24 protein-coding genes and 1 pseudogene are annotated in these 22423 nt (G+C 41.4%); 22 read left to right on the top strand and 3 right to left on the bottom strand.

All coding sequences use genetic code 11. The features are described from left to right. Positions 1–294 precede the first annotated feature (294 nt). From SHK35_RS05320 to SHK35_RS05290, 8 genes and pseudogenes are all read left to right on the top strand, one after another. On the top strand, positions 295–3474 hold the full coding sequence (locus tag SHK35_RS05320; protein WP_318708949.1) for a glycosyltransferase: 3180 nt from the start codon (positions 295–297) through the stop codon (positions 3472–3474). A 44-nt stretch (positions 3475–3518) separates the two neighbouring features. Then, entirely contained in the window at positions 3519–4217 is a 699-nt protein-coding gene (locus SHK35_RS05315) for a WbqC family protein (RefSeq protein ID WP_318708948.1), read from the top strand. A 20-nt stretch (positions 4218–4237) separates the two neighbouring features. Then, on the top strand, positions 4238–4810 hold the full coding sequence (locus tag SHK35_RS05310) for a GNAT family N-acetyltransferase (RefSeq protein WP_318708947.1): 573 nt from the start codon (positions 4238–4240) through the stop codon (positions 4808–4810). After that, positions 4807–5925: a DegT/DnrJ/EryC1/StrS family aminotransferase gene (locus SHK35_RS05305; RefSeq protein ID WP_318708946.1), complete on the top strand. Its 1119-nt coding sequence runs from the start codon at positions 4807–4809 to the stop codon at positions 5923–5925. The genes SHK35_RS05310 and SHK35_RS05305 overlap by 4 nt, the downstream gene beginning before the upstream one ends. A 240-nt stretch (positions 5926–6165) precedes the next feature. Next, on the top strand, positions 6166–6405 hold the full coding sequence (locus SHK35_RS05300) for a hypothetical protein (RefSeq protein WP_318708945.1): 240 nt from the start codon (positions 6166–6168) through the stop codon (positions 6403–6405). A 103-nt stretch (positions 6406–6508) separates the two neighbouring features. Continuing rightward, positions 6509–7124: pseudogene (locus SHK35_RS14270) on the top strand (transposase); the annotation flags it as partial. 21 nt (positions 7125–7145) lie between these two features. Continuing rightward, positions 7146–7550, top strand: coding sequence for a hypothetical protein (locus SHK35_RS05295; protein WP_318708943.1), 405 nt, complete (start codon positions 7146–7148; stop codon positions 7548–7550). A gap of 190 nt (positions 7551–7740) precedes the next feature. Then, the gene (locus SHK35_RS05290) at positions 7741–8673 is read left to right on the top strand and encodes a DUF6492 family protein (RefSeq protein WP_318708942.1); all 933 of its coding nucleotides are present in this window, start codon (positions 7741–7743) and stop codon (positions 8671–8673) included. Here SHK35_RS05290 and SHK35_RS05285 read toward each other — a convergent pair. Further along, positions 8659–9675 (bottom strand): hypothetical protein, encoded by a 1017-nt coding sequence (locus SHK35_RS05285; protein WP_318708940.1) that lies wholly within the window; start codon positions 9673–9675, stop codon positions 8659–8661. The genes SHK35_RS05290 and SHK35_RS05285 overlap by 15 nt on opposite strands. 76 nt (positions 9676–9751) lie before the next feature. On the opposite strand from SHK35_RS05285, the gene SHK35_RS05280 reads away from it, so the two are divergent. Both SHK35_RS05280 and SHK35_RS05275 read left to right on the top strand, forming a co-directional pair. Further along, positions 9752–10852, top strand: a complete 1101-nt coding sequence (locus SHK35_RS05280; RefSeq protein ID WP_318708939.1) for an FkbM family methyltransferase — start codon at positions 9752–9754, stop codon at positions 10850–10852. Further along, positions 10849–12009: a glycosyltransferase family protein gene (locus tag SHK35_RS05275; RefSeq protein WP_318708937.1), complete on the top strand. Its 1161-nt coding sequence runs from the start codon at positions 10849–10851 to the stop codon at positions 12007–12009. The genes SHK35_RS05280 and SHK35_RS05275 overlap by 4 nt, the downstream gene beginning before the upstream one ends. 95 nt (positions 12010–12104) lie before the next feature. Here the strand turns inward: SHK35_RS05275 and SHK35_RS05270 are convergent, their stop codons facing one another. Beyond that, positions 12105–13424: an ATP-binding protein gene (locus SHK35_RS05270; protein WP_318708936.1), complete on the bottom strand. Its 1320-nt coding sequence runs from the start codon at positions 13422–13424 to the stop codon at positions 12105–12107. Positions 13425–13670: 246 nt separating this feature from the next. On the opposite strand from SHK35_RS05270, the gene SHK35_RS05265 reads away from it, so the two are divergent. The 7 genes from SHK35_RS05265 to SHK35_RS05235 all read left to right on the top strand — a co-directional run bounded on the left by SHK35_RS05265 (position 13671) and on the right by SHK35_RS05235 (position 19202). Next, positions 13671–14531 carry a hypothetical protein gene (locus SHK35_RS05265; RefSeq protein ID WP_318708935.1) on the top strand — a complete coding sequence of 287 codons (861 nt, stop codon included), beginning with the start codon at positions 13671–13673 and terminating at the stop codon, positions 14529–14531. A gap of 58 nt (positions 14532–14589) precedes the next feature. Next, positions 14590–15216, top strand: coding sequence for a DUF6088 family protein (locus tag SHK35_RS05260; protein WP_318708934.1), 627 nt, complete (start codon positions 14590–14592; stop codon positions 15214–15216). A 23-nt stretch (positions 15217–15239) separates the two neighbouring features. Further along, on the top strand, positions 15240–15497 hold the full coding sequence (locus tag SHK35_RS14175; protein ID WP_318708932.1) for a nucleotidyl transferase AbiEii/AbiGii toxin family protein: 258 nt from the start codon (positions 15240–15242) through the stop codon (positions 15495–15497). A 4-nt stretch (positions 15498–15501) separates the two neighbouring features. Then, positions 15502–15888 carry a nucleotidyl transferase AbiEii/AbiGii toxin family protein gene (locus SHK35_RS05250; protein WP_318708978.1) on the top strand — a complete coding sequence of 129 codons (387 nt, stop codon included), beginning with the start codon at positions 15502–15504 and terminating at the stop codon, positions 15886–15888. Positions 15889–16007: 119 nt separating this feature from the next. After that, positions 16008–16358, top strand: coding sequence for a helix-turn-helix domain-containing protein (locus tag SHK35_RS05245; RefSeq protein ID WP_318703259.1), 351 nt, complete (start codon positions 16008–16010; stop codon positions 16356–16358). Then, the gene (gene glf, locus SHK35_RS05240) at positions 16355–17479 is read left to right on the top strand and encodes a UDP-galactopyranose mutase (RefSeq protein WP_318708930.1); all 1125 of its coding nucleotides are present in this window, start codon (positions 16355–16357) and stop codon (positions 17477–17479) included. The genes SHK35_RS05245 and glf overlap by 4 nt, the downstream gene beginning before the upstream one ends. 97 nt (positions 17480–17576) lie before the next feature. Beyond that, entirely contained in the window at positions 17577–19202 is a 1626-nt protein-coding gene (locus tag SHK35_RS05235; RefSeq protein WP_318708929.1) for an acyl-CoA carboxylase subunit beta, read from the top strand. Here the strand turns inward: SHK35_RS05235 and SHK35_RS05230 are convergent. Then, the gene (locus SHK35_RS05230) at positions 19199–20494 is read right to left on the bottom strand and encodes a flagellar filament capping protein FliD (RefSeq protein ID WP_318708928.1); all 1296 of its coding nucleotides are present in this window, start codon (positions 20492–20494) and stop codon (positions 19199–19201) included. The genes SHK35_RS05235 and SHK35_RS05230 overlap by 4 nt on opposite strands. A 173-nt stretch (positions 20495–20667) precedes the next feature. On the opposite strand from SHK35_RS05230, the gene SHK35_RS05225 reads away from it, so the two are divergent. From SHK35_RS05225 to nusG, 5 genes are all read left to right on the top strand, one after another. Further along, positions 20668–20916, top strand: coding sequence for a type II toxin-antitoxin system prevent-host-death family antitoxin (locus SHK35_RS05225; RefSeq protein WP_318703263.1), 249 nt, complete (start codon positions 20668–20670; stop codon positions 20914–20916). A gap of 3 nt (positions 20917–20919) precedes the next feature. After that, complete coding sequence (locus SHK35_RS05220) at positions 20920–21219, top strand: type II toxin-antitoxin system RelE/ParE family toxin (protein WP_318708927.1); 300 nt, start codon at positions 20920–20922, stop codon at positions 21217–21219. A 182-nt stretch (positions 21220–21401) separates the two neighbouring features. Continuing rightward, entirely contained in the window at positions 21402–21551 is a 150-nt protein-coding gene (gene rpmG / locus SHK35_RS05215) for a 50S ribosomal protein L33 (RefSeq protein ID WP_318703265.1), read from the top strand. Between the two features lie 28 nt (positions 21552–21579). Beyond that, positions 21580–21783: a preprotein translocase subunit SecE gene (gene secE / locus SHK35_RS05210; RefSeq protein ID WP_318708926.1), complete on the top strand. Its 204-nt coding sequence runs from the start codon at positions 21580–21582 to the stop codon at positions 21781–21783. 15 nt (positions 21784–21798) lie between these two features. Beyond that, positions 21799–22317, top strand: coding sequence for a transcription termination/antitermination protein NusG (nusG, locus tag SHK35_RS05205; RefSeq protein ID WP_318703267.1), 519 nt, complete (start codon positions 21799–21801; stop codon positions 22315–22317). The last annotated feature ends 106 nt before the right edge of the window (positions 22318–22423 follow it).

Raw genomic sequence — 22423 nt, 5'->3', positions numbered from 1 at the left:
GAAAACATGGAATTTTATATTAGAGGTAATATAGCATACGAAAATAAAAGGTTAAGTCAAGATATGAATCAGCCGATATAGATATAAATTGAAAATATTTCAAGGAAGAAATATGTGATGAACAGGGAGGTTTCAGTACGTGGCAAAACAGAGTCTCTGTTTTGCTTTTTGTTTTTAATATAAAAAGCTGAATACACTTGAAAGGGCTAAGAAAATAGAAACATTGTAATGGATACCGTTAAAAATCAATAACTTGAAGTCAAACACAATAGAAGAGGGAAGGAAATAAATCAAATGGTAAATGAGAGAAAAATTGCATTTATAATATGTGTAAATGATAATCAGTATTATGAGGAGTGCCTTTATTATATCAACTCATTATATCTTCCACAAGATTATGAAAAGGAAATTATTGCAGTGACTGAAGCAGAGAGTATGGCTGCTGCTTATAATGCTGCAATGAAAAGCAGTGACGCTAAGTACAAGGTATATCTTCATCAAGATGTTTTTATCTACCATAAAAGATTTATAGAAGATATCATCAGAGTATTTCAAGCAGATGATTGTTTGGGGATGCTTGGTGTGGTGGGAGGCACAAATTTGCCTGCGAATGCTGTGGTGTTTAATGCCTGGAATAAAGGAGCAGCTTATGTATGCAATTATTTCAATGCTTTAAAGCTGTTTTTGGAACAGGATAAGGATGCTCCTTACACCAAAGTTGAAGCAATTGACGGAATGCTCATGGCAACTCAGTATGATGTTCCCTGGAGAGAAGATTTGAATTTAGGGTTTGATTTTTATGATGTTTCGCAATCTCTTGAGTTCAGAAGGAAAGGATATCAAGTAGGGATTCCTTTCCAGAGTGAGCCATGGTGCATGCATGACTGCGGAATTTCTAAATTGAAACACTATGATGAAGCCAGACAAGTGATGCTGAGAGAATATGGCGAATTTTTTCCTGAGAAATTTGTTCCAATGTTCGATGGTTATAATGAGTTGCTTGAATTGCAGGATGAGATTTTTTCACAATTAAAAGAAAGTATAGAAAAAGGCGAATTTGAACGTGCATCCCAAATCAAAAGTACTGTACAAAAGGAAAGGGATAAAGTAAAGGATAATAATCTTTTATATGCTATGAACTTGACGGAAATTTACGAGATGGAGAGAACGCGTTCTGCTCAAACGGTGGGGTTTTTTGAGGGTGGCCTTCAGTGGAATGAGGCAAAGCAAAAGTATATTGCGGTGAAATTTGTTGTGAGGCATATGGAAAATGACACTGCACCAGAGCAGGAAGAGGTGCTGGTTCGTATGATCAAAAACGGAGAGATTTCCAGACAAGCGGTTTTAAGCATTGCAAGCCATAGTATAATAGACATCGAGAAGGTAAAAAGAAAGCTATATCAATGTAAAAATGAAATTGAATATATATTGATACAGATAAAAGAATATGTGGAAGAAACGAGGAGGATTCTGGAGAACGGTCAGATTGATGAAGAAGAATTTAGAAATAGATTAACGGGTCTGGTAACGATTATGGGAAACCTGGAGAAGGTTATTCCTGCTATCCTGTATAAAAATTATAAAGAATTTTTCCAAAATTTTATAATTTTTTGCCAGCAATGTGAAAGGGTGGATTTTCTGTTAAAGAATATGGATACTATGATATCCTCTTTGGATTTATTGGGGGAGTGCCTAGAGAATTTGCAAAATGAATGCCACATTAGAAAGAAAAAGTGTATCTGCTGCGGCAATGAGGTGGTATATCTTCCATTGCCCGCATATTACACAAATATGAACCAAAAATATGTGGGAACTTATGTTGCAAAAGACGAAACTTTAAATAAAGATGAATATAGTTGTCCTGTTTGTGGATCTAGTGACAGGGACAGAATGATTGTGGCATTTTTGGAGAAGGTAAGACTACAAGAGACGGGAGAAAAAACGAAGATATTACAAATTGCACCATCCAGGGTGATAGAGAATTGGATTTTGGCTAAGTGTCCTCAAGTTATATATGAGTCTACCGATTTATTGATGGAAAATGTAACATTTCAATCTGATATTCAGAATATGTCTATGGTGCAGGATGAGTCATATGATATCATAATTTGTTCTCATGTTCTTGAGCATGTTAAAAACGATATAGCTGCATTAAGCGAATTAAAGCGTATATTAAAGCCGGAAGGGTTAATTGTTTTTCTTGTACCAGTAGATTTGAATGCAGGCTTCATTGATGAAGAGTGGGGATTGACCGAAGAAGAAAACTGGAGAAGATTTGGGCAAGGTGACCATTGCAGAAGGTATGACAAAAAAGGACTCTTACAGAGATTGGAAAGTCGGTTTTATGTACATTCTCTCGGAAAAGAGTATTTTGGAGAAGAATTGTATTACGAAGAGGGACTTACTGATACAAGTGTCCTTTATGTTCTCACAAAAGACGCGGATGTGGTATTGGATGTCAGTGAAAAGATAGAAGTTAATCAGGATATGTGTAAAAACGGTCCTTTAGTCAGTGTTGTTATGTCTTGCTATAATCATGCAGATTTTGTGGGAGCAGCGATTGAAAGTGTGATTGGTCAATCTTATAAAAATATTGAGTTTCTAGTTGCTGATGATGGTTCCAGTGATAATTCTGTAGCAATTATGCAGAGATATTCAAATTACTTTACCAAAGCATACTATTACAAAGATAATATAGGAGGCCGGCAAAGACAGTTAATGCGAGAGGCAAAAGGGAAGTATATCGCGTTAATGAATTCAGATGACATATGGGAACCGGATAAGTTGGCTCTTCAGGTAGAATATATGGAAAAGCATGAAGAATGCGGTGCTTGTTTTACGTGGTGCTCCTATGTAGATGAAAATTTAATGAAAGTTGAAGATGATTCCTTTATTCAGAAAAATAGAAAGCAAAGTGAGTGGATGAAATATTTTTGGGTATACGGGAATGCGTTATGCAATCCTTCTTCTCTGGTAAAAAGAGAATTAAGGAACCGCCCAGTAAAATATGGAGGAATCTGTTGGCAACTTCCAGATTTTTTTGAATGGGTGGAGTTAATTCAAGATTGTGAATTCCATATCATACCCAAAGTTTTAATAGAAATGCGTAGGTATGAGAAGAAGGAAGCAGTGAACAGCAGTGCAGTAATCCCACAAAATATTATACGACATTTAGCAGAAGAAGGATGTAATTGGATTTGTGTTATTAGAGACATGGATTCCTCTTTTTTCAAGGAAGCTTTTGCGGATATGATGATTCATCCAGAAGCCGATACCCAGGAAGAAATTTTATGCGAAAAGTATTTTCTAATGTTGCATCACAGTAATATGTTTGTGCAAAATAGTGCTTTGTGCTATTTATGTGAGATATATTCAGAGGTGTCGGAAGTTTTAGAAAAAAAATATAATTATACAATTAAGCAAATTAAAGTTGACATGGTACAAAAAGGACTTGTCGGCTTGGTGAAATTATAGGATATATGTATAATATATTTTTGTCGAGGAGGACTGAAAACATTGTGATAGTGGCAATTATGCAACCTTATTTTTTGCCATATATAGGGTATTGGCAATTATTAAATGCTGTAGACACTTTTGTATTATTTGATGATGTGAATTATATAAAAAGGGGATGGATAAACCGAAACCGATTGTTAGAAAATGGGAAAGCAGCCTATTTTAATATTATTATACAAAGTGCCAGCCAGAATAGGCATATCAACGACACATATAGATTATTAGACGAAAATGAAGAAAGCAAGTTGCTTAGAAGAATAACAACTTGTTATCACAAAGCACCATATTTTGAAGAGATTTATCCATTAATAAATGCTATTGTAATGGAAAAAGAAAATAAACTTTCAAAATATCTGGAGACATCAATTTGCATGGTGGCGGAATATCTGCAAATCAAAACAACCATCTGCAACTCTTCTGACGTTAAAAAGAACGAATGGTTATGTGGGCAGGATAAAATTATAGATATTTGCAAAAGGTTGGGAGCAGACACTTATTATAACCCGATAGGCGGATTGGGATTATATGATAAAAGTGTTTTTCAAAAAGAAAATATTAGATTGTTCTTTTTGGAATCAGAAAATATTCACTATTTGCAATTTGGAGACACATTTGTTCCCTCTTTGTCAATTATGGATGTATTGATGTTTTGCGGAAAAGAAAGAACGAGACAGTTTTTAGAAAGATATCGTCTAAAATAAAGTATGCGGAGGAAGAAATTATGAATATTAAAGGAAAGAAGGTTATTATTAGAGCAATAGAAGAATCAGACCTTGAGGTAATGCAGTTAGCTATTAATTCTGCTGAATTGGAAAGAATGGAAAATGGTTTTTGCTTTCCTATTTCTTTTAGGGAGCAAAGAAAGTGGTATGAAGAAAATAGTAGTAGTAATTCTAAAAATATAAAGTTAATAATAGAATTTGAAAAAAAAGTTATAGGCTATACTAATATTCTGAATATAGACTGGAAAAACAGAGTGGCTCATACAGGAATAAAAATTTTCAATAGTGAATATAGAAATAGAGGTCTTGGAAAAGATGCGGTGATGGCTATTATGCGTTTTTGCTTTGAAGAGATGAATCTTAATAGATTGGAAGGTTTTATAATTGAATATAATAAGCCATCCTATAAGCTGTACGTGGAGAAATGCGGCTGGCAGGTGGAGGGAAGAAAAAGAGAGTTTGTTTATAAAAATGGTTCCTATCATGATTTGATTATGGTGGGTATTTTAAAAAGAGATTATGAAAAATTATTAGAAAGAGAGTCTTATTGGCAAGAGGGACATAATATATGAGAATAAATGTTACTCGTCCTTCCATGCCTTCTTTGGAAGAGTATACCAATGCATTGGAGCCAGTTTTTGAAACAAGGTGGCTTACAAATATGGGACCTGTACATCAAAAGCTGGAGAAGGCTCTTCGGGAATATTTAGATGTACCCTATATATCTTTAATGGTTAATGGACACATGGCTCTTGAAATGACAATTCAAGCGTTTGAATTCCCAGAAGGAAGCGAAATAATTACTACCCCATTTACATTTATCTCCACGACTCATGCAATTGTCAGAAACGGTTTAAAGCCTGTTTTTTGTGACATTAAATTAGATGACTATACTATTGATGAAGAAAAGATAGAGCAGTTAATAACAGAAAAAACGGTAGCTATTGTGCCTGTTCATGTATACGGAAATGCCTGCAATGTAGATCGAATTCAAGAAATTGCAGATCGGCATGGGCTTAAGGTGATATATGATGCCTGCCACGCTTTTGGAGAAAAGGTGAGAGGGCGTGGAATTGGCAATTATGGAGATGCCTCAGTATTTAGTTTTCATGCAACCAAGGTGTTTAACACAATTGAAGGTGGAGCAACCACTTTTTCAGACCCACTATTATACGATAAATTGTATAATTTAAAAAATTTTGGTATTCGGGGAGAAGAATTAGTGGTAGATGTTGGTGCCAATGCAAAAATGAATGAATTCTGCGCTGCAATGGGACTTTGCAATCTTCCTCATGTAGAGGAAAATATCAAACTGCGCAGAGAACGGACGGAATGGTACATAAATGCACTGAGAGGGGAAAATTTGAAACTGCCAGACTATAGAAAAAAAGAGTATTCTCGTAACTATGGTTATTTTCCTGTGCAATTTGAAACAGAAAAAATCAGGAATGAGATTTATAAAAAACTTAAAGAACATGAAATATATGCAAGAAAATATTTTTATCCACTCACTTCAGATGCTGGATGTTTTCAAGGAAAATATGATGCGCTGTCATTGGAACGGGCAAGGAAGATTTCAGCATCCATTTTAGTGCTTCCGTTGTATCCGGAACTTAAGCGTGAAGAAGTAGAAGAAATATGTGCTATTGTCAAAGAGGTGCTATCTAAAAGGGAAAGCCGGGATTAGAGTGATACAAGATAGGAAGGGAAAAGGTAATGAATGATGAGTCTAAAAGTAAAGTTGGTGCATATTGGTCTGAGCAGTACACTAGATCAAAGAAAGCTTTGAGAACGCGTTGGTGGCAGTCGCCGCAAATTATACGTTACGTGAATAAGATTATTTCTACCGGATGAAATTTTTCAATTTTGCAATAATGAGGGAAGATGGGAAATACCTAGAAGAATATTCCGGGCAAGTGTGGAAGAAATGAATAAAATTGATCCCTCGGAGGCCGCAGATTCATCTGCGATTATTCCTGCAATTGAAAGGACATTTAAAGAGCCTTTTATAGTACAAACAGGAGGACTTATATACCATTTGTGTTTGAATGATATTTTGATTAACATAGAAGAAAACAGCTATCTATTGGATTATATGTTATCTTTAGATAATGAGACAATAAAAATGGGTATGCAGCATTATATTTTTGCTTTGGGGATTAAGTAAATTTTTAGAAGAATGGGCTAGGGAAATGCCAGCCGCAAGAAGAAAACCAAGCGTGGACGCAAACCTATTGGTATTGAAACCTTACTTCACATAACAAGTACCGAGACATATGCTTGAAGCAAACAAACTTGGCGAGAAAATTTTTCCTGATGTAAACACCCGCCTTGATAAAGCAGGCCTTATGATGCATGGTGGCACTACTGTTGCTCCCAGCCTTATAGCAATACCAAGATTCACTAAAATCAAGATGGAAGACGTGATTCTAAAATGCATCAGACTAAGAAGGGCAATGAATGGTGCTGCGGAATGAAGGTACATGCCGGTGCTGATGCAGGCAGTTGATATGTTCATACAATAACGGGTACATCTACAAATATGCATGATGTCTCAGAAACTGTAAATATCATTAGGGAAGATGATGAGACAGTATATGGTGAATCCAGATATACTAGAGTCGTCAACCAGCCCTTCCAGTCTCAAAATGGCGGATGATTTCAAAGGTTTTAACTGGGACAAAAAGATGGAATATGAAAAATCCGCAGTTCGCTGTAAAGTTGAGCATCCGTTTCTCATTGTAAAGAAACAAATGGGATACTCAAAAGCTATATATCGTGGAATCGCAAAAAAACATGCATCGATTCTATATGTTGTTTGTCAGTGCAAATCTAATCATGTGTAGCAGAGCCGGCAGCATAAAAGACTTTATAGGGTGTACAGTATATTGCGCCCATTTTGAGGAAATGTCTCCCCATAAAGATATCCAGTTTGGCTTCCCATTTAAAAATCTTGCACTTCAGTCTCAGGACATATATTATGTGTATTTGATTACAAGAGAAGTAATAAAGAGAAATAGTAAAATAGAAGTTGTTACAATAGGGTGCGGATATTACTATTTTTACTCAGACCTATCTAAAATACGGAATACTTCAGAATTAAGAAGAGTTTATGATGTATATCAACCTATTTTTGGAGATGTACATAATGCGAAGGAAATAACAGAAACAGTAGTTGAAAGAAACGACAGTGTGTGGAATACTGAAAGCATCTTAAGCTTTTTTGAAAAAGATTTTAATGACACAGATCATTTAAATGATAGAGGGGCATTAAAAGCAACAAGAATCATAAACAGCATTATAATGTCTTAATTTAGCATTACGTCTAATGAGATTGCGATTTGCTCATTAGTTCATTTGAATGTAGCAAATTTTGCAAGTAGTCTATCAGCCAAGAACGGTATTAAAATATGCAAGTTTCTTTTTATTTTGATATTGTTCTAATACTGTCAGTGTGAATTTGTGTAAAAAATACAAAGAGGCATTAGGAGAAGGAGTAAAAGTGGAGCCAAAATACGACGCACTCATAATGACCATAGCAAAGGATTTTTTGCGGTTAAAAAATAATTATCATCGTTTGGTAAAAAATATGCCTGCAAGACGGTTGATTTTCGTGGGAAATGCAGAGGTTGGAGAGCTGGCGGCCCAGCTTAATCTGGGGGAGCGTGTAGGCTTTATCAATGAGGATGAGCTTCTTCCTTTTGGAGATGTGCATTCCATTATGCAGGATGTTTTAAGGCGGAGGGATGTGCCGAGAGGTGTGACAGGCTGGTATTACCAGCAGTTTCTGAAAATGCAGTACAGCTTTCTCTGCAAGGATGATTATTATCTGGTATGGGACGGAGATACCATTCCCTGTAAGCCTTTTACCATGTTTCATGAGGATGGCGCCACTCCTTTTTTCGATTTGAAACAGGAATATCACGAGGAGTATTTTGTAACGATAGGCAAGCTTTTTCCGGGAATGCAAAAATGTATTGGCCCCTCCTTTATTTCGGAGCATATGCTGCTCAGATGTGATATTATGAGAAATCTGATTGGGGATATCATGAAAAATGATAATCTGAAGGGTGGGAGCTTTTTTGAACGGATTATCAGATGCATCGATGTGGATAAATTAGTCTCCAACAGCTTCAGTGAATTTGAGACCTATGGCACCTATACCTGCTTTCAGTATTTCAATTCCTACCGCATGAGAACCTGGCATTCCTTCCGGTATGCAGGAAACTTTTTTGATTCCGATAAAATCAGCGATTCTGATTATGAGTGGCTTTCCAGGGATTTTGATGCGGTTTCATTTGAGAAAGGGCATACGGTCAGGGAAGACCATAAGGATGTGTTTACGAAGAAGGAATATCAGGAAAAGCTCTCGGCAAGAAAGATATTGGAGCTGGCACAGCAGGAATTTGAAGAGGGCTACTTAGAAGCTTGGTAAATATTTTTCCCACACAGGCATTGCCAGTGTCAGCGCATGCTGGCTTAGGTGGCAGTGATCTGCAGAAAGATATTCTTCTATTGTGTGGAAGTCATCAGTAATCATCTGGTCAAATATAGATAAAAATACAATATCATGTTGCTGGCATTGAAGACTCAACTGCTGAGTAAAATAGGCGGTTGCTATATTCCGTTCTGTTTCACTGCCAGTTCTGGGAAAGGATGGGTCTATTGGACATATTTCTTTCTGAGAAGCAATGGGCCCCCAGCAAAAAACATGATACCCTTGTTTTTTCAGCGATACAAGGAAGAAAAGGTATTCGGCCAGAATATCATCCACAATCTCCTTATATGTTTTGTGCTGTATTTCAGTTTGACGAAATACGTGTGCCCGAAGGTCAATTTCACCGAGACAGCATAAAATATAGGCATTAGGTCTTATAAAATTGTTGCACAAAAAATCTACTTTCTCGTGGAAGAGAGTAGAGGTATTTAATTTATTGCAGTTATAAGCGAGGCAGGGACCTAAATGAAGAACGGTGAAAGGATTGCTTGTGATATTGGGGCAAATATCGATGCCGTTTCCGATAGAAAGGAATGACAAGGTTTCATTGCCACTGAAAAAGTTGACATGAGAATCTCCCAGCACAATGATGGTATTATTTAGGTAATGATTCAGGCAAGCTTCGTTATAGCGTGCCTCTTCTGCTATTGCATTTGTATATTCTGCATTAGGAAGAAATTGTATTGCAAAGAAAAATTCATTCAGCAGATTGATAGCGGCTGGAACATCTGGAATAGACAGAAGCTTCTTCAAGGTAATAAAACGAGTTTGAATGAGCTCTTTTATGGAGTGAAATTGATCGGATGGATATAAATCCCTTCGACATTCAAGTTCTGTAATAATGCACAATTTTAAATCTTCCCATGGAATTTGCTGAATGGAAGATGGATTGCTTTGTATTATATTGATAAGCCGTAGTATAATTTCTAATGTTTTCATATTAGGTTCCCAATGGATTTAATATAGTAATTTTAACATAATTCATTTTTTTGTACAAGATAAGGGCGGATGAAACATGAACAAGACCAAGGAATTGCTGCTGAAGATAAGAGCAGCGGTTGTTAGCGGCAGACTGTCTGCAGAAAATGTTCCAATCGGCGATATAAAGGAAAGCGTCAGGTTTGAAATGGAACTGCATAGGAATACAGTAACCTATGGCAGATATAGAAGCATTCAAGAGAACTTTCAAAGGCTTTGCGCAGATATTCCGGAGCAGGAGAGGGATGTCAGCAAGATCATTATGTTGCTGGATGCGATGATTTTGTGTATCGATATGTTGTCCGATGTGATATATACGCTTGCGAACAGAGCGTATTGGGAATATAAGCATCCGGACAAACTGGATCATCCTGAAGTACAGGAAATGATAAGTTATATTGACAAAAACCATAAAATAAATTTGCTGAATTATGATTTTGTTGATGAATATGAGACGCTTCCGGTGTCTGTATGTTTTGATGAGGCCTGCAAGATGCCATATGTGCCTTATAAAGGACGCCGTATGTTTTTTCCGGGAAATTGGGATGAAAACAGAATTGTACAGTACTATCGTTCTTTGGCAGCGGAACAAGATTCAAGGTCTCCCCATTGTTACCGCCACAGCGGTTATGATGTGGAAAAAGGAGATGTTGTGGTAGATGTGGGGGCAGCAGAGGGAATTTTTACCCTTGATATCATAGATACTGCCCAAAAGGTATATCTGATTGAAGCGGATGAGGAGTGGATAGAGGCATTGCAGCAGACCTTTCGGAATGATAGCGAAAAAGTCCGGATTATTTATGGGTTTGCAGATTCTGCTACAGATGGTGACAGACTGGCGCTGGATACATTGTTCACAGAAGAGATTCATTATATAAAAATGGATGTTGAAGGAAGTGAGAAAGCGGCATTACAGGGGGCGGACAGACTTTTCAGGGAATGTGAAAGATTGAAGTGTGCAATCTGCTCCTACCATTGCAGGGAGGATGAAGAGTGGATCCGCAATTTTCTGCAGATGCGTAATTTTGACACAGACGTGTCAGATGGGTTCATGTGCCCGGACTGGACGGTGGAAGCGTATTTGGAAGCAGAGCTGCGCCGGGGAATTGTCTTCGGCAAAAAGAGGATGAAGGAATGAAGCTTTTAATCTATCATTGGACTGCTTATCTGCAGTACGATATATCTGAGATTTGCAAGGAAAAAAACATCAGCTTTTGCACGTTTCAATGGCGGTTTGCAGACAAGCATCGTGATGAGAAATTCAGCAAATGGTTCAGTGACACAATACAGACTGGTGAATATGACGCGCTGCTGAGCGTAAACTATTATCCGGTTTTATCAGATGCCTGTATGGAAAAAGGCCTAAAGTACATTGCATGGTGCTATGACAATCCCCTGAATGTAGAGAGGATAGAAGAAACCCTGGGAAATCCCGTTAATTATGTATTTCTTTTTGATAAAATCCAATTTTTGCAGTATGCCAAAAAAGGATTTGAGACGGTTTATCACCTGCCCCTGGGAGTGAATCGAACCAGATTGATGAAGCTGAAGGTGAAGGATGGGGATTATGCAAAGTATGCTGCAGAGGTTTCCTTTGTGGGTAATTTATACCAGTCTCTGCTTCACGAGCTGATGGAGCCAATGGATGATTATACAAAGGGCTATCTGAAAGCTCTGATGAATGTCCAGTCGCAAATATATGGAGAGTACATATTTGATAAGACAATATCGGAGGAGCTTATTGACAATATCAATAAGCAGTATCTGAAACAGAACCCGGATACCAGGCTGCGCCTGAGCAAACCGGCGCTGACTTTTGCCATGGCCAGCGAAATTACCAGAAATGAGCGATTGATTTTACTGAATCTGTGCGGAAAGAGATTTGACACAAAATTTTATTCTTATGATGACAGTACACTCATAAAAAATGTCACCAAATGCCGGTCGGTAGACTACGTCCGGGAGATGCCTTTGGTGTTTGCATGCTCCAAGGTCAGTTTGAACCCTTCCTTACGGATTATACAGACCGGAATTCCGTTAAGGGCATTTGACATTATGGGGGCAGGCGGTTTCTTAATATCCAATTACCAGGAAGAGCTTGTGGAATATTATGAAAATGGGACAGATATGGTTATTTATGAAAGCATGGGGGATGCCATAGAAAAGATACAATTTTACCTGAATCACGAGGATATCAGATGTAAAATTGCAGAAAACGGCAGAAAAAAGACCTTGGAGGAACACAGCCTGCAGGAATGTATGGAAAAAATATTTAAAGCTGCAGAGTTGGCATAAAACACCAATTCTGCAGCCCTTGGATGAATTTCTTTGCATGGGCCGTGCTGGCCTCGGAGGAAAACACATCGGCCGGGACGCTGTGCATAATCAGGTCAAAGTGCCCGCAGCAAAAATGCCATGTAAAGAGGGAGCGTCAGAATTTGCCCTGATCTGCCGATATTATAATTTCCCAGCTTGACTGCGCTGTGTACATGATATTTTTCGGGATGCCGCAGAATTGTTTTTGTGCTTTTTGTGTTTCCCGTAGAAGCTTTTACTTCCACCAGGGTACATTCTCCCTTGTACCGGATCACGAAATCCACCTCCAGCCCGGAGTCCTTGCGGAAATAGTAGAGCTTTCGTCCCATCTTGGCAAAAATATCCGCAACCAGATTTTCAAAAATGGCGCCTTTATAGCCGTAGAGATTGCCTTGCAGAATATCGTATTGTGTACCGTCCTCCAGCATACTGGCAAACAGCCCGCAGTCCTTCATGTACACCTTGAACGTATCCTGCTCGGCATTTCCGTCTAAAGGAAGTTCCGTGATGGAAAGGTTATAGCATCGGGAGATAATTCCGGCATCCTCAATCCACTGCAGACTGCCCTCATATTTGGAAGCGGTAGAACCTTTCTTCACAACGGAATATTGAAATTTCTTGTTTTCTTTGCTTAACTGCCTTGGAATGGATTGAAAGCATTCTTTAATGCGGGACTTATCCTTCTTATCAGCGTATTTCACCATATCATCCTCATAGGTGCGAATAATATTCCTCTGGATAGAAAGCACCTGATCCATCTGCTTTGTATCTACAAAAGACTGTACAGCCTCCGGCATTCCTCCAACCACGGTGTACTGCAAAAGAAGCTGCTGCATCCGATGGTGCAGCGCTTCCGGAATGGGAGTTTCTGTGTCTAAATTCTTTTTCAGTAACGCAATGATTGGTTCCGCAATCCCATTTGCCCACAAAAATTCCTCAAAATCAAGAGGATACATATCTACAACAGTTTCTGACCCAACGGGGATTGATTTCGGTTCCTTCCCATAGCCCTTCACTCCCAATAAAGACCCCGTGCCAATCACATCAAAACGTCCATCCAGCCGAAAGAATTTAAGCGCCGTCCGGGCATCCGGGCAGTCCTGAATTTCATCCAGAATTAAGACTGTTTCACCGGCTTCAAAAACAGCATTTTTTCCCAACAAAGCAGACAGCATCATAATGATGTTGTCAACCTCCAGTGAACCGGCAAATACAGAAGCATAATCTGGATTTTCAAAGAAATTCAGATATACAACGTGCTTATAATTTTTCTTTGCAAAGTCCAGGACGGAAAAGGTTTTTCCGCATTGTCTGCATCCTTTTAGAATCAAAGGCTTATGTCCCGCTGTATTTTTCCAGTTAAGCAGCTGCTGTTCGATTTTTCTTTTTAACATTTCATGCACCTCTTTTCTTTAGCATATACGAAACGATCAATTTTTTCAAGGGACTTTCAAGAGAAAATCAAAACTTTTTAGAGCGACTTTTCAAAGCAAGCGTCAACTTTCCCCTAAATTTCTCGTAACAGATAAACCACAAAAAATTTTGTTTCCGCAAGTGAGCCCAGCGAATGCGCATAAAACCTTTCCTCCCGGACAAAATAAACCTAAAAAAGGTGCATTGCATTGAAAAAGAAAAAGCTTATGAGACGGATTTATACGGCGGAGCTTTCCCTTTGCGCGGTACTGTTTCTTTTTTTCTGGACGAAGGAGGCGGAAGCGGACGCCCATATTACACCTGATTATCCTATGGCGGATATTTCCTGCTACGTGGAGGAAGCGGAAGAAGCCCTGAGCCAGGCGGATTACGAGCTGCTCTTCCGGCAGACCGGCTTGTCCAAAGCAGGCGTGGACGCCTTAAAAAGCACCGGGCGGCAGGCGGAGCTTTTTACTCTACAGGAGCGTTTTTTCGCTCCGGTGGAGCTGGAATGCGTTCCAAACACTATTGTCTCCAGAGCGGAATACCTGGCGGGAGAAGAAAAATCAGGGCAGGAGATTCCTGTGGTGGAGGAGGGAGATATCCTGATCAATTTTAACTGCCATTTTTTTGGCTGGCGAAACGGGCATGCAGCCATTGTGACGGATGCAAAAAAGCGTCTCACTCTGGAGGCAAGAGTGCTGGGGACGGATACAGCCATCTTAAGCCTGGACAACTGGGAACGGTATCCCTCCTTTGCCATTCTGCGGCTGAAGGACGTTCCGTTAGAGGAGCGCCAAGAAATTGCAGAGTATGCCGAAGAAAACTTGGCGGGAATCCCCTACCAGCTCACGGCGGGACTATGGCCCTTGGGAAACTCGGAGAAGGAAACCTATTATACGGCGGGCAGCATGCAGGAGGAAGAAGAGACACTCACCGGCACCCAATGTGCCCATTTGGTATGGTATGTTTACAGCCTCTTTGGATATGACCTGGACAGTGACGGGGGCAGGCTTGTGACGCCCAGAGATCTATACGAGAGTCCTTTGCTTGAGGTGGTGCAGATATACGGGATGGCTCCTCCTTAAGACACAAATATTGACAAATATAATATAAATATAGTACGATATCCATGGAGGTGAGAGAATGTTAAAGACCTATCTAATGGAAAATTATGGATATGATGAGCCTATATTTTTAAACAATTTGTCCGTTGAAGGCCTGTCTGATAATGCAGTTCGCCAGTCTGTAAAAAGACTTGCCGCAAGCGGCTTTTTAGAGAGATATGATAACGGGATTTACTATATACCAAGGCGCGGTGGCCTGCTGGGTAAGAGCTATCTTGACCCATCTGTAGTTATTATGCGTAGATATGTGCAAAATAAATCAGAGATTTACGGATATGTTACAGGAATATCTTTTGCCAATCAATTAGGATTAACAACTCAAATGCCTGCAGTGATAGAGGTTGTTACCAATCGTGAAGCAACGAACGGACGCATGATTACGGTGGGAACGCAGAAAGTTAGAATTAAGAAGCCTGCAATTACTATTTCGGCTTCCAATGCAGCGCTTTTGCAGCTATTAGACAGCATTGGACAGGCTGAAAAGTATACCGAGCTTCCGATGAAAGAGACGATAGAAACCTTGATTTCTTATATGAGAAAAAAGCGTTTTACAAAAGAACAGTTATCAGAGGTATCATCTGCTTTAACTGGTGCAACTGCAAAAAAAATGATTGAATGGGGGGTGATTTATGAATTTACATCATGATAAAGAAGCATTTGAAGAATTGATTGTTGGATCGTTTTTCAGAGGACATTGATTTATCTTATACGGCAGAATCAGGAATACCGGGGGAAGCCAGAAAAAGACAGTTAAAAAAGGCTGTTGTTGCTGTCATGGAGGAATTTGGCTTCCAGATTGCCAATCTTGATATGACAAGAAGCCGCAGACATTACAACTGTTATAGAGCAATTTATCCATCTATGTATGAGCAGTTAAATATATTGAAGCCTGAATTTAAATCGCCTAGATTTAGCAGAAACTTATGATTTGATGCCTTTTGAAATTACGACACAATCCATAGAAAGAACCCTTGCAGATAAAGTTTTTGCATTATGTGATTACTATATGCAAGGCGAGATAGATCATCATTCAAGACATTTGTACGATATTTATAAAATTGTAAGCTCTATCGGTATTACCGATGAATTGGCAAAGCTGATTCCACAGGTAAGAGCAGTGCGTTCAGAATTAACTATCTGTCCATCTGCTAAGGCGGGTGTACGCGTGGCAGATATTTTGAAGGAGATGATCAAAAGCCAAGCTTACAGAAATGATTACAATGATATAACGCTGGGATTGCTTTTTGTACCGGAAACATATGAAACAGTAATTCAGAGTATTAAGCAGCTTGCAGATAGTGGAATTTGGAATTTCTAAAGGTTTTGTGAAGAATCTTAATTTTTAGATTTTGTCTTGCAATGGCAGACGGAATATCGTATATTAACTTTATGCACTACTTTGACAGCATAAATGACAGCATAATGGAGGAAATGAAGATGACAAAAGCAGAGATTTTGAAGAAAGAGATTTTGCGGCAATACCGCAGTGTGCGCCAGTTCGCGCTGGAAATGAACATCCCCTACAGCACCCTGGTTACGGCTCTGGAGCGCGGAATCGAAGGAATGGCTTATGGCACAGTGATTAAGATGTGCGATAAGCTGAGCTTAAACCCTGTGGATTTCTCCTCCCTGGAGCGGGATACGCCTTTGGGCGCGCAGCTTCTGGAAAACAGAGTGATGCAGTATTATGTGAAGCTCAACCAGACCGGGCGGGACAAGGTTCTGGAGCTGATGGATGACTTTGTACAAATCGATAAATACAAGGCAAAAGGGAAGAAAAGCAAATGAAATATCACTGGCTGATTGTGGGCACGGGCCTGTTTGGCTCCGTCTTTGCCCATGAGATGAACAGGAGGGGAAGGGCCTGCCTGCTCATTGATCAGAGAAAAAACATCGGCGGCAATATTTATACCTGTGAAGAAAAGGGGATACAGGTGCATAAATACGGCGCCCACATTTTTCACACCTCCAATCGACATATATGGGAGTATATGAATCAATTTGCAGAATTTAACAATTATATCAACTCCCCCGTGGCAATCTGGCGGGACGAGCTGTATAATCTGCCCTTTAATATGAATACCTTCAGCAAAATGTGGGGGATACGCACTCCCAGGGAGGCTATGGATATCATTGAAGAGCAGCGAAGGGACTGTTTTGTGGAAGAACCGCAGAACCTGGAAGAGCAGGCCTTGTCCCTGGTAGGAAGGGACGTATATGAAAAGCTGGTGAAGGGTTACACGGAAAAGCAATGGGGAAGGGACTGCAGGGAGCTCCCGGCCTTTATTATCAAACGGCTTCCGGTAAGGTTTACCTACGATAACAATTATTTTACGGACCGATATCAGGGGATTCCCGTGGGGGGATATACCCGGATCGTAGAAAAACTGATAGGGGATATGCCTGTGCGGCTGGGGATTTCCTACCGGGATTTTCTGGCGGAGAATGCCGCAAAGGAGCAGCCGGATACCTTTGAACGGGTGCTTTACACCGGAATGATTGACGAGTACTTTGACTACAGGCTGGGAGAGCTGCAGTACAGAACCCTTCGCTTTGAGGAGGAGATACTGGAAGGCTGCGCCAATTATCAGGGAAATGCGGTGGTCAACTACACGGAAAGGGAGGTTCCCTACACCAGAATCATTGAGCATAAGCATTTTGAATTTGGCGCCCAGCCGGATACTGTAATCACAAGGGAATATCCGGCGGCCTGGAAAAAAGGGGACGAACCCTATTATCCTGTAAACGATGAGCGAAACACCAGACTTTTTGCCAGGTATCAGGAGCTTGCCAAAGAGGAAAAGAACGTAGTGTTTGGCGGCAGGCTGGGACAGTACCGTTATTATGATATGGACAAAGTGATAGAGGCGGCTCTTGCGCTGGCTGAGAAAGAAGGCGGGCAGATGTAAAAATCTGCTTGCCTTTTTTGTGCAATGCTGTTATCATGTTAAATAATTTGATAATCAAAAGAATTGAAATTCAAATATTTTGAGGAGTGAAGTGAGTATGAATTGGGAACAGGCATTGCTGGATCTGGACGAAAGAAGAGGAAAGGCGGCCCTGGGCGGCGGACAGCTGAAAATCGATAAGCAGCATGCACAGGGAAAGCTGACAGCCAGAGAGCGGCTTGAGATATTGTTTGATAAGGGTACCTTTGTGGAGGTGGACGGCTTTGTGGAGTCCAGAATCAACGATTTTGATCTGGATAAGAGACGAGTGCCGGGGGACGGTGTGGTCACAGGCTACGGTGAGATTGACGGACGTCTTGTGTTTGCTGCCAGCGAGGATTTTACGGTGATCGGCGGAACCCTGGGAGAGTATCACTCCTTTAAGATTACCAGGATACAGGACATGGCCATGGAGATGAAGGCCCCCTTGATCTGTATCAACGACAGCGGCGGCGCCAGAATCGAAGAGGGAATTTCTTCCCTGAGCGGCTACAGCGGCATGTTCCTGCGTCACACGAAGGCATCGGGAATGATTCCGCAGATTGCGGTGATTTTAGGGCCCTGTTCGGGAGGCGCCTGCTACGCCCCGGCTATCTGTGATTTTATTTTTATGGTAAAGGATACCTCCAAAATGTTTATCACAGGCCCCAATGTGGTAAAAACCGTGATTAATGAGGAGGTGAGCGTGGAAGAGCTGGGAGGGGCCCAGGTGCACGCAAAAAAAAGCGGCGTGTCTCATTTCACCTTTGCTACAGAGGGAGAGTGCCTGATGGCTGTGCGGAAGCTTTTGACCTATCTGCCGGGAAGCTATCTGGAAAAGGCCCCTGTGATCAATCGGGAGACCCATAAGGAGTCCGCCGGATTTTCAGTGAACAAGGTGTTTGAAAAGATCAAGCTGCGCAAAAGGCATTCCGAGAAGGATGTGGAAAATCCCTGTGCCTGCCTGACTGATATGGTTCCGGACAATTCCCGAATTGCCTATGATGTCAAGAAGGTGATTGGCTGCATTGCCGATGAGGGCAGCTTTTTCGAGGTGCAGAAGGAGTTTGCCCCAAATATTGTGGTGGGCTTTGCCAGAATGGATGGAGAAAGCGTGGGCTTTGTGGCCAATCAGCCCAACCAGATGTGCGGCTCCCTGGATTATCATGCTTCAGACAAAATGGCCCGCTTTATCCGTTTCTGCGACTGTTTTAACATTCCCTTGATTACGCTGGTGGATGTACCCGCTTTCCTGCCGGGAACCGCACAGGAGCATAACGGCATCATCCGCCACGGAGCCAAGGTGCTTTACGCTTATTCGGAAGCCACTGTGCCCAAAATCACCCTGATCATGCGAAAGGCCTACGGCGGAGCCTACATTGCCATGAATTCCAAGGAGATGGGAGCGGATATGGTGTTCGCATGGCCTATTGCGGAGATTGCAGTTATGGGGGCGGACGGCGCCGTGAATATTGCCTTTAAAAGGAAGATTAAGGCATCCGCAGACCCTGAGGCCATGCGCGCCCAGTGCAAGAAGGAATATGAGGAACGCTTCTTGAATCCCTATGTGGCAGCCTCCAGAGGGTATGTGAATGAAGTGATCAAGCCGGAGGAATCCAGAGAGAAGATAAAGCATGCCCTTAAGATGCTTCGGACGAAAAAAGCGGAACAGCCGCAGAAGAAGCACGGCAATATTCCGCTTTAACAATATCCGTTGAACATCATGCCGCTGTAGACTGCGGCATTATAGGGGCTGATAAAATTATGGCCTGGATTTTTATAGGCCACCACCTTTTTCTCCACATACTGCATGGGATTTAAGGAAATTTGATTGCTCTTTCGAAGGAGACGGCTGCAGAAGCTTTTAAGGAAGGCAAAGGTTTGTGCTGCGTCCGGGGACTGCCCTGCCGTCTCATGCAGAAGCTGACGGTTTACTTGGACAGTGCCGTCCGGCGTAAGGTTCAGGCCGGAGGACTTCATGGAGCTTTCATAGTCGGAAGCAATTCCCTCAAACTCGTGTATCAGCTGGCTGCTCTTTGCCTGGGTGTTCTGGAAGGAGGCAGCAGCCCGAAGAAAAGCGTTGTATCCGCCCATCAGCTGTGTGATATTGTCAGTAAGAGAATCAATGTCTGTTTTCAATCCAATGCGCACGCTTTCGGCCTCTGATGTGACGCCCTTTAAATTGACCTCAAAAAGATTTTCAATGTGAAAATGGTTTGTGGGAGAGCTTTGTCTCTGCCCGTTTATGGAGTAGACTGCGTCTGCAGCCTTGCTGGAAATATTGTCAAGACCCAGGTAGGCTACTGTGCCGGGGGTTTTGCTGGTATGGTCATCATTGACTTTAAAAATATCTGTTTTTCCCTGGGGAATGCCGGTGGCCTCCGACGTAAGCACAAGAGAGGTCCGGGAGGACGACTCCGCAAGAGAGGCTTTTACGCCGATGGCAGAATTGTTGATCAGGCGGGCAATGCGTTCCTGCAGCTGCCTGTTGGTTTCCGTGCCATCCAGAGTAAATTGAAATTCATAGCTCATGTCTCCGGCAGTGATGTCAAAGGAATAGGTGCCAGGAGAAAAGGAAATCTTTGTATCTTCCAAAAACAGCCCCGTGTTTTGCTGGGGGGAAGCCAGCGCGTGTACCTCAATTTCAAAACAGGGCGACTCGGCTTCCGAATCATGGGGGCCGATATAGGAGGCGGTGACAAGCTCCGGATTGGAAGAAAATGCGCTTTTTTTGCTCAGAAGGCCGCCTTCCTCCAAGCCCCCCAGAAGCGCAATGGTGTTGTGCAGCTGGCGGGCGTTTTCCTTTAAAGCCACCACATACTGCTTCGTTTCCTGATTTGTGGTGGGAAGATACCACGGAGCTTCCTTGTTGAGCTTAACCATGGAATTATAAATGCTCCTCAGCTCACTGCTTTTGTGGGCGTCAAAGCGCGTCAGGCCCTTTGGGGCGTAAGATGCAAGATAGTGATTGTAAACTGCCGCAAGAGCTGCTCCCATGGCTGTGCCTCCTTTCCTCATAATCTGATTTTAGCATAAAATATAAGAAGAAACAAGGGAAAGCGGGGATTGCCCCGAAAAAGCAGCGCTGTAAAATTTTAAGTTGAATTTTACAGTTTTTTTGTATATACTAAATGTAGTAAAAGCGTGCATCAGGAAAGGAGACGGGTTACATGGCGAATATTTTACCAGTATCTGATTTGAGAAATTATAATGAAGTTCTAAAGAATTGCAGGATTGGGGAACCGGTGTTTTTGACGAAAAATGGCAGAGGGCGTTTTGTGGTGCTTGATATAGAGGATTATGAGCGTGATCGTGCAGAGAAAAAGCTGTTAATGAAGCTGCAGGAGGCGGAAGAGGCAGTGAAAGACGGTGAAGGCTGGCTCAGCCTGGACGAATTAAAAGCACTTGTGGGGGAATAGGCTATGCTGAAATTACGAATCAACCCGTTAGTTGCAACGGATTTAAAAGAAATTCGTGATTATATTGCTGAAGATAATCCGGAATACGCTGCAAATACGATCAAAGAAATTTATGGTAAATTTGAGAATATTCAAATGTTTCCGGAAATAGGTGCTGATCTCTCCAAAAGAGTCAGTTTTCGAACAGATTATAAGTACGCGGTTTGGAAAAATTATGTGATCCTTTATAAGGCAGGGAAAGAGTATGTTGAGATTTACCGGGTGGTAAATCGGTATAGGGATATTATGAGGATTTTTGAATAAGTACCTATATGTATGGCAGGATGGATATCAAAAGCGGGGATTGCCCTGAAAAAACAGTTGACGGAAGCGTCCTGCTGTGTTATAGTATTCAAACGAGATAAGATTTAGGTCTTTTTTTTATGCTTAAATTTATAAAGCATACTTGATTAAAAAAGAACAGAAAATACGTGGAGGTAGCAAAAATGCGTACAAAAATCACCTTAGCATGTACAGAATGCAAGCAGCGTAACTACAATACTACCAAGGATAAGAAAACTCATCCCGACAGAATGGAAATCAAGAAATATTGTAGATTCTGCAGAACCCATACACTGCACAAGGAAACAAAATAATCAGCCGTTCTAATTTTGGGAGGTCGAAATGGGAGATTCCAAAGAAAAGCAGGCACGTCCCAGCTTTTTTAAGGGCGTCAAAGCTGAATTCAAGAAAATTTCATGGCCGGACAGACAGTCTTTGTTAAAGCAGTCTGTGGCGGTTGTTGCAATTTCGGTGGTACTGGGAGTTATCATTGCCATACTGGATTTCGTGATCCAGAACGGTGTGAATTTCTTAACATCATTATAGAGCGAGGTTGATTGTATGGCAGAGGCAAAATGGTATGTAGTGCATACCTATTCAGGATATGAAAACAAAGTCAAAGCCAATATTGAGAAGACCATCGAGAACAACAAGCACCTTGCAGAACAGATTTTGGAAGTCAGAGTTCCCATGCAGGATGTGGTGGAAATCAAGAACGGTGTGAAAAAGACCGTTCCCAAGAAGATGTTTCCGGGCTATGTGCTTCTCAATATGGAAATGAACGACGACACATGGTATGTTGTGCGCAACACCCGCGGCGTTACGGGCTTTGTGGGACCGGGAAGCAAGGCAGTCCCGCTCACTGAGGCTGAGATGAAGCCTCTTGGCATCAAGACGGAAAATGTCTCCATTGATTTCGCAGAGGGAGACAGTATCGCAGTGGTGGCCGGTGTCTGGAAGGATACCGTGGGCGTGGTGCAGAAGCTGGACTACGGCAAGCAGACGGCTACCATCAACGTGGAGCTGTTTGGCAGAGAGACCCCTGTGGAGATCAGCTTTGCGGAGGTCAGAAAACTTTAATTTTGATATTTTCCCGGTTTTCGGCGAAAAGCCGGACCGGTAAAGTATAAATACGGCGCTTGAAAAGGCCGCCGTATGGCTGGGCTTTGCGCCCGGCGGCAGTGGG

Source organism: Candidatus Acetatifactor stercoripullorum (assembly GCF_944382095.1).
Classification (GTDB): domain Bacteria; phylum Bacillota; class Clostridia; order Lachnospirales; family Lachnospiraceae; genus Acetatifactor; species Acetatifactor stercoripullorum.
Note: the sequence above shows the minus strand (reverse complement) of the source record. Positions and strands in the feature narration are given on the sequence as shown.

Excerpts from the sequence above, each read along its gene's own strand:
- SHK35_RS05230 (WP_318708928.1), bottom strand. The coding sequence starts at position 20,494 with ATGGGAGCAGCTCTTGCGGCAGTTTACAATCACTATCTTGCATCTTAC.
- SHK35_RS05220 (WP_318708927.1), top strand. The coding sequence starts at position 20,920 with ATGCTGAAATTACGAATCAACCCGTTAGTTGCAACGGATTTAAAAGAA.
- SHK35_RS05260 (WP_318708934.1), top strand. The coding sequence starts at position 14,590 with ATGTTAAAGACCTATCTAATGGAAAATTATGGATATGATGAGCCTATA.
- SHK35_RS05285 (WP_318708940.1), bottom strand. The coding sequence starts at position 9,675 with ATGAAAACATTAGAAATTATACTACGGCTTATCAATATAATACAAAGC.
- SHK35_RS05320 (WP_318708949.1), top strand. The coding sequence starts at position 295 with ATGGTAAATGAGAGAAAAATTGCATTTATAATATGTGTAAATGATAAT.
- SHK35_RS05235 (WP_318708929.1), top strand. The coding sequence starts at position 17,577 with ATGAATTGGGAACAGGCATTGCTGGATCTGGACGAAAGAAGAGGAAAG.
- SHK35_RS05245 (WP_318703259.1), top strand. The coding sequence starts at position 16,008 with ATGACAAAAGCAGAGATTTTGAAGAAAGAGATTTTGCGGCAATACCGC.
- SHK35_RS05265 (WP_318708935.1), top strand. The coding sequence starts at position 13,671 with ATGAGACGGATTTATACGGCGGAGCTTTCCCTTTGCGCGGTACTGTTT.
- glf (WP_318708930.1), top strand. The coding sequence starts at position 16,355 with ATGAAATATCACTGGCTGATTGTGGGCACGGGCCTGTTTGGCTCCGTC.
- secE (WP_318708926.1), top strand. The coding sequence starts at position 21,580 with ATGGGAGATTCCAAAGAAAAGCAGGCACGTCCCAGCTTTTTTAAGGGC.
- SHK35_RS05275 (WP_318708937.1), top strand. The coding sequence starts at position 10,849 with ATGAAGCTTTTAATCTATCATTGGACTGCTTATCTGCAGTACGATATA.
- nusG (WP_318703267.1), top strand. The coding sequence starts at position 21,799 with ATGGCAGAGGCAAAATGGTATGTAGTGCATACCTATTCAGGATATGAA.
- SHK35_RS05270 (WP_318708936.1), bottom strand. The coding sequence starts at position 13,424 with ATGTTAAAAAGAAAAATCGAACAGCAGCTGCTTAACTGGAAAAATACA.
- SHK35_RS05295 (WP_318708943.1), top strand. The coding sequence starts at position 7,146 with ATGTCTCCCCATAAAGATATCCAGTTTGGCTTCCCATTTAAAAATCTT.
- rpmG (WP_318703265.1), top strand. The coding sequence starts at position 21,402 with ATGCGTACAAAAATCACCTTAGCATGTACAGAATGCAAGCAGCGTAAC.
- SHK35_RS05225 (WP_318703263.1), top strand. The coding sequence starts at position 20,668 with ATGGCGAATATTTTACCAGTATCTGATTTGAGAAATTATAATGAAGTT.
- SHK35_RS05300 (WP_318708945.1), top strand. The coding sequence starts at position 6,166 with ATGAATAAAATTGATCCCTCGGAGGCCGCAGATTCATCTGCGATTATT.
- SHK35_RS05280 (WP_318708939.1), top strand. The coding sequence starts at position 9,752 with ATGAACAAGACCAAGGAATTGCTGCTGAAGATAAGAGCAGCGGTTGTT.
- SHK35_RS05250 (WP_318708978.1), top strand. The coding sequence starts at position 15,502 with ATGCCTTTTGAAATTACGACACAATCCATAGAAAGAACCCTTGCAGAT.
- SHK35_RS05310 (WP_318708947.1), top strand. The coding sequence starts at position 4,238 with ATGAATATTAAAGGAAAGAAGGTTATTATTAGAGCAATAGAAGAATCA.
- SHK35_RS05305 (WP_318708946.1), top strand. The coding sequence starts at position 4,807 with ATGAGAATAAATGTTACTCGTCCTTCCATGCCTTCTTTGGAAGAGTAT.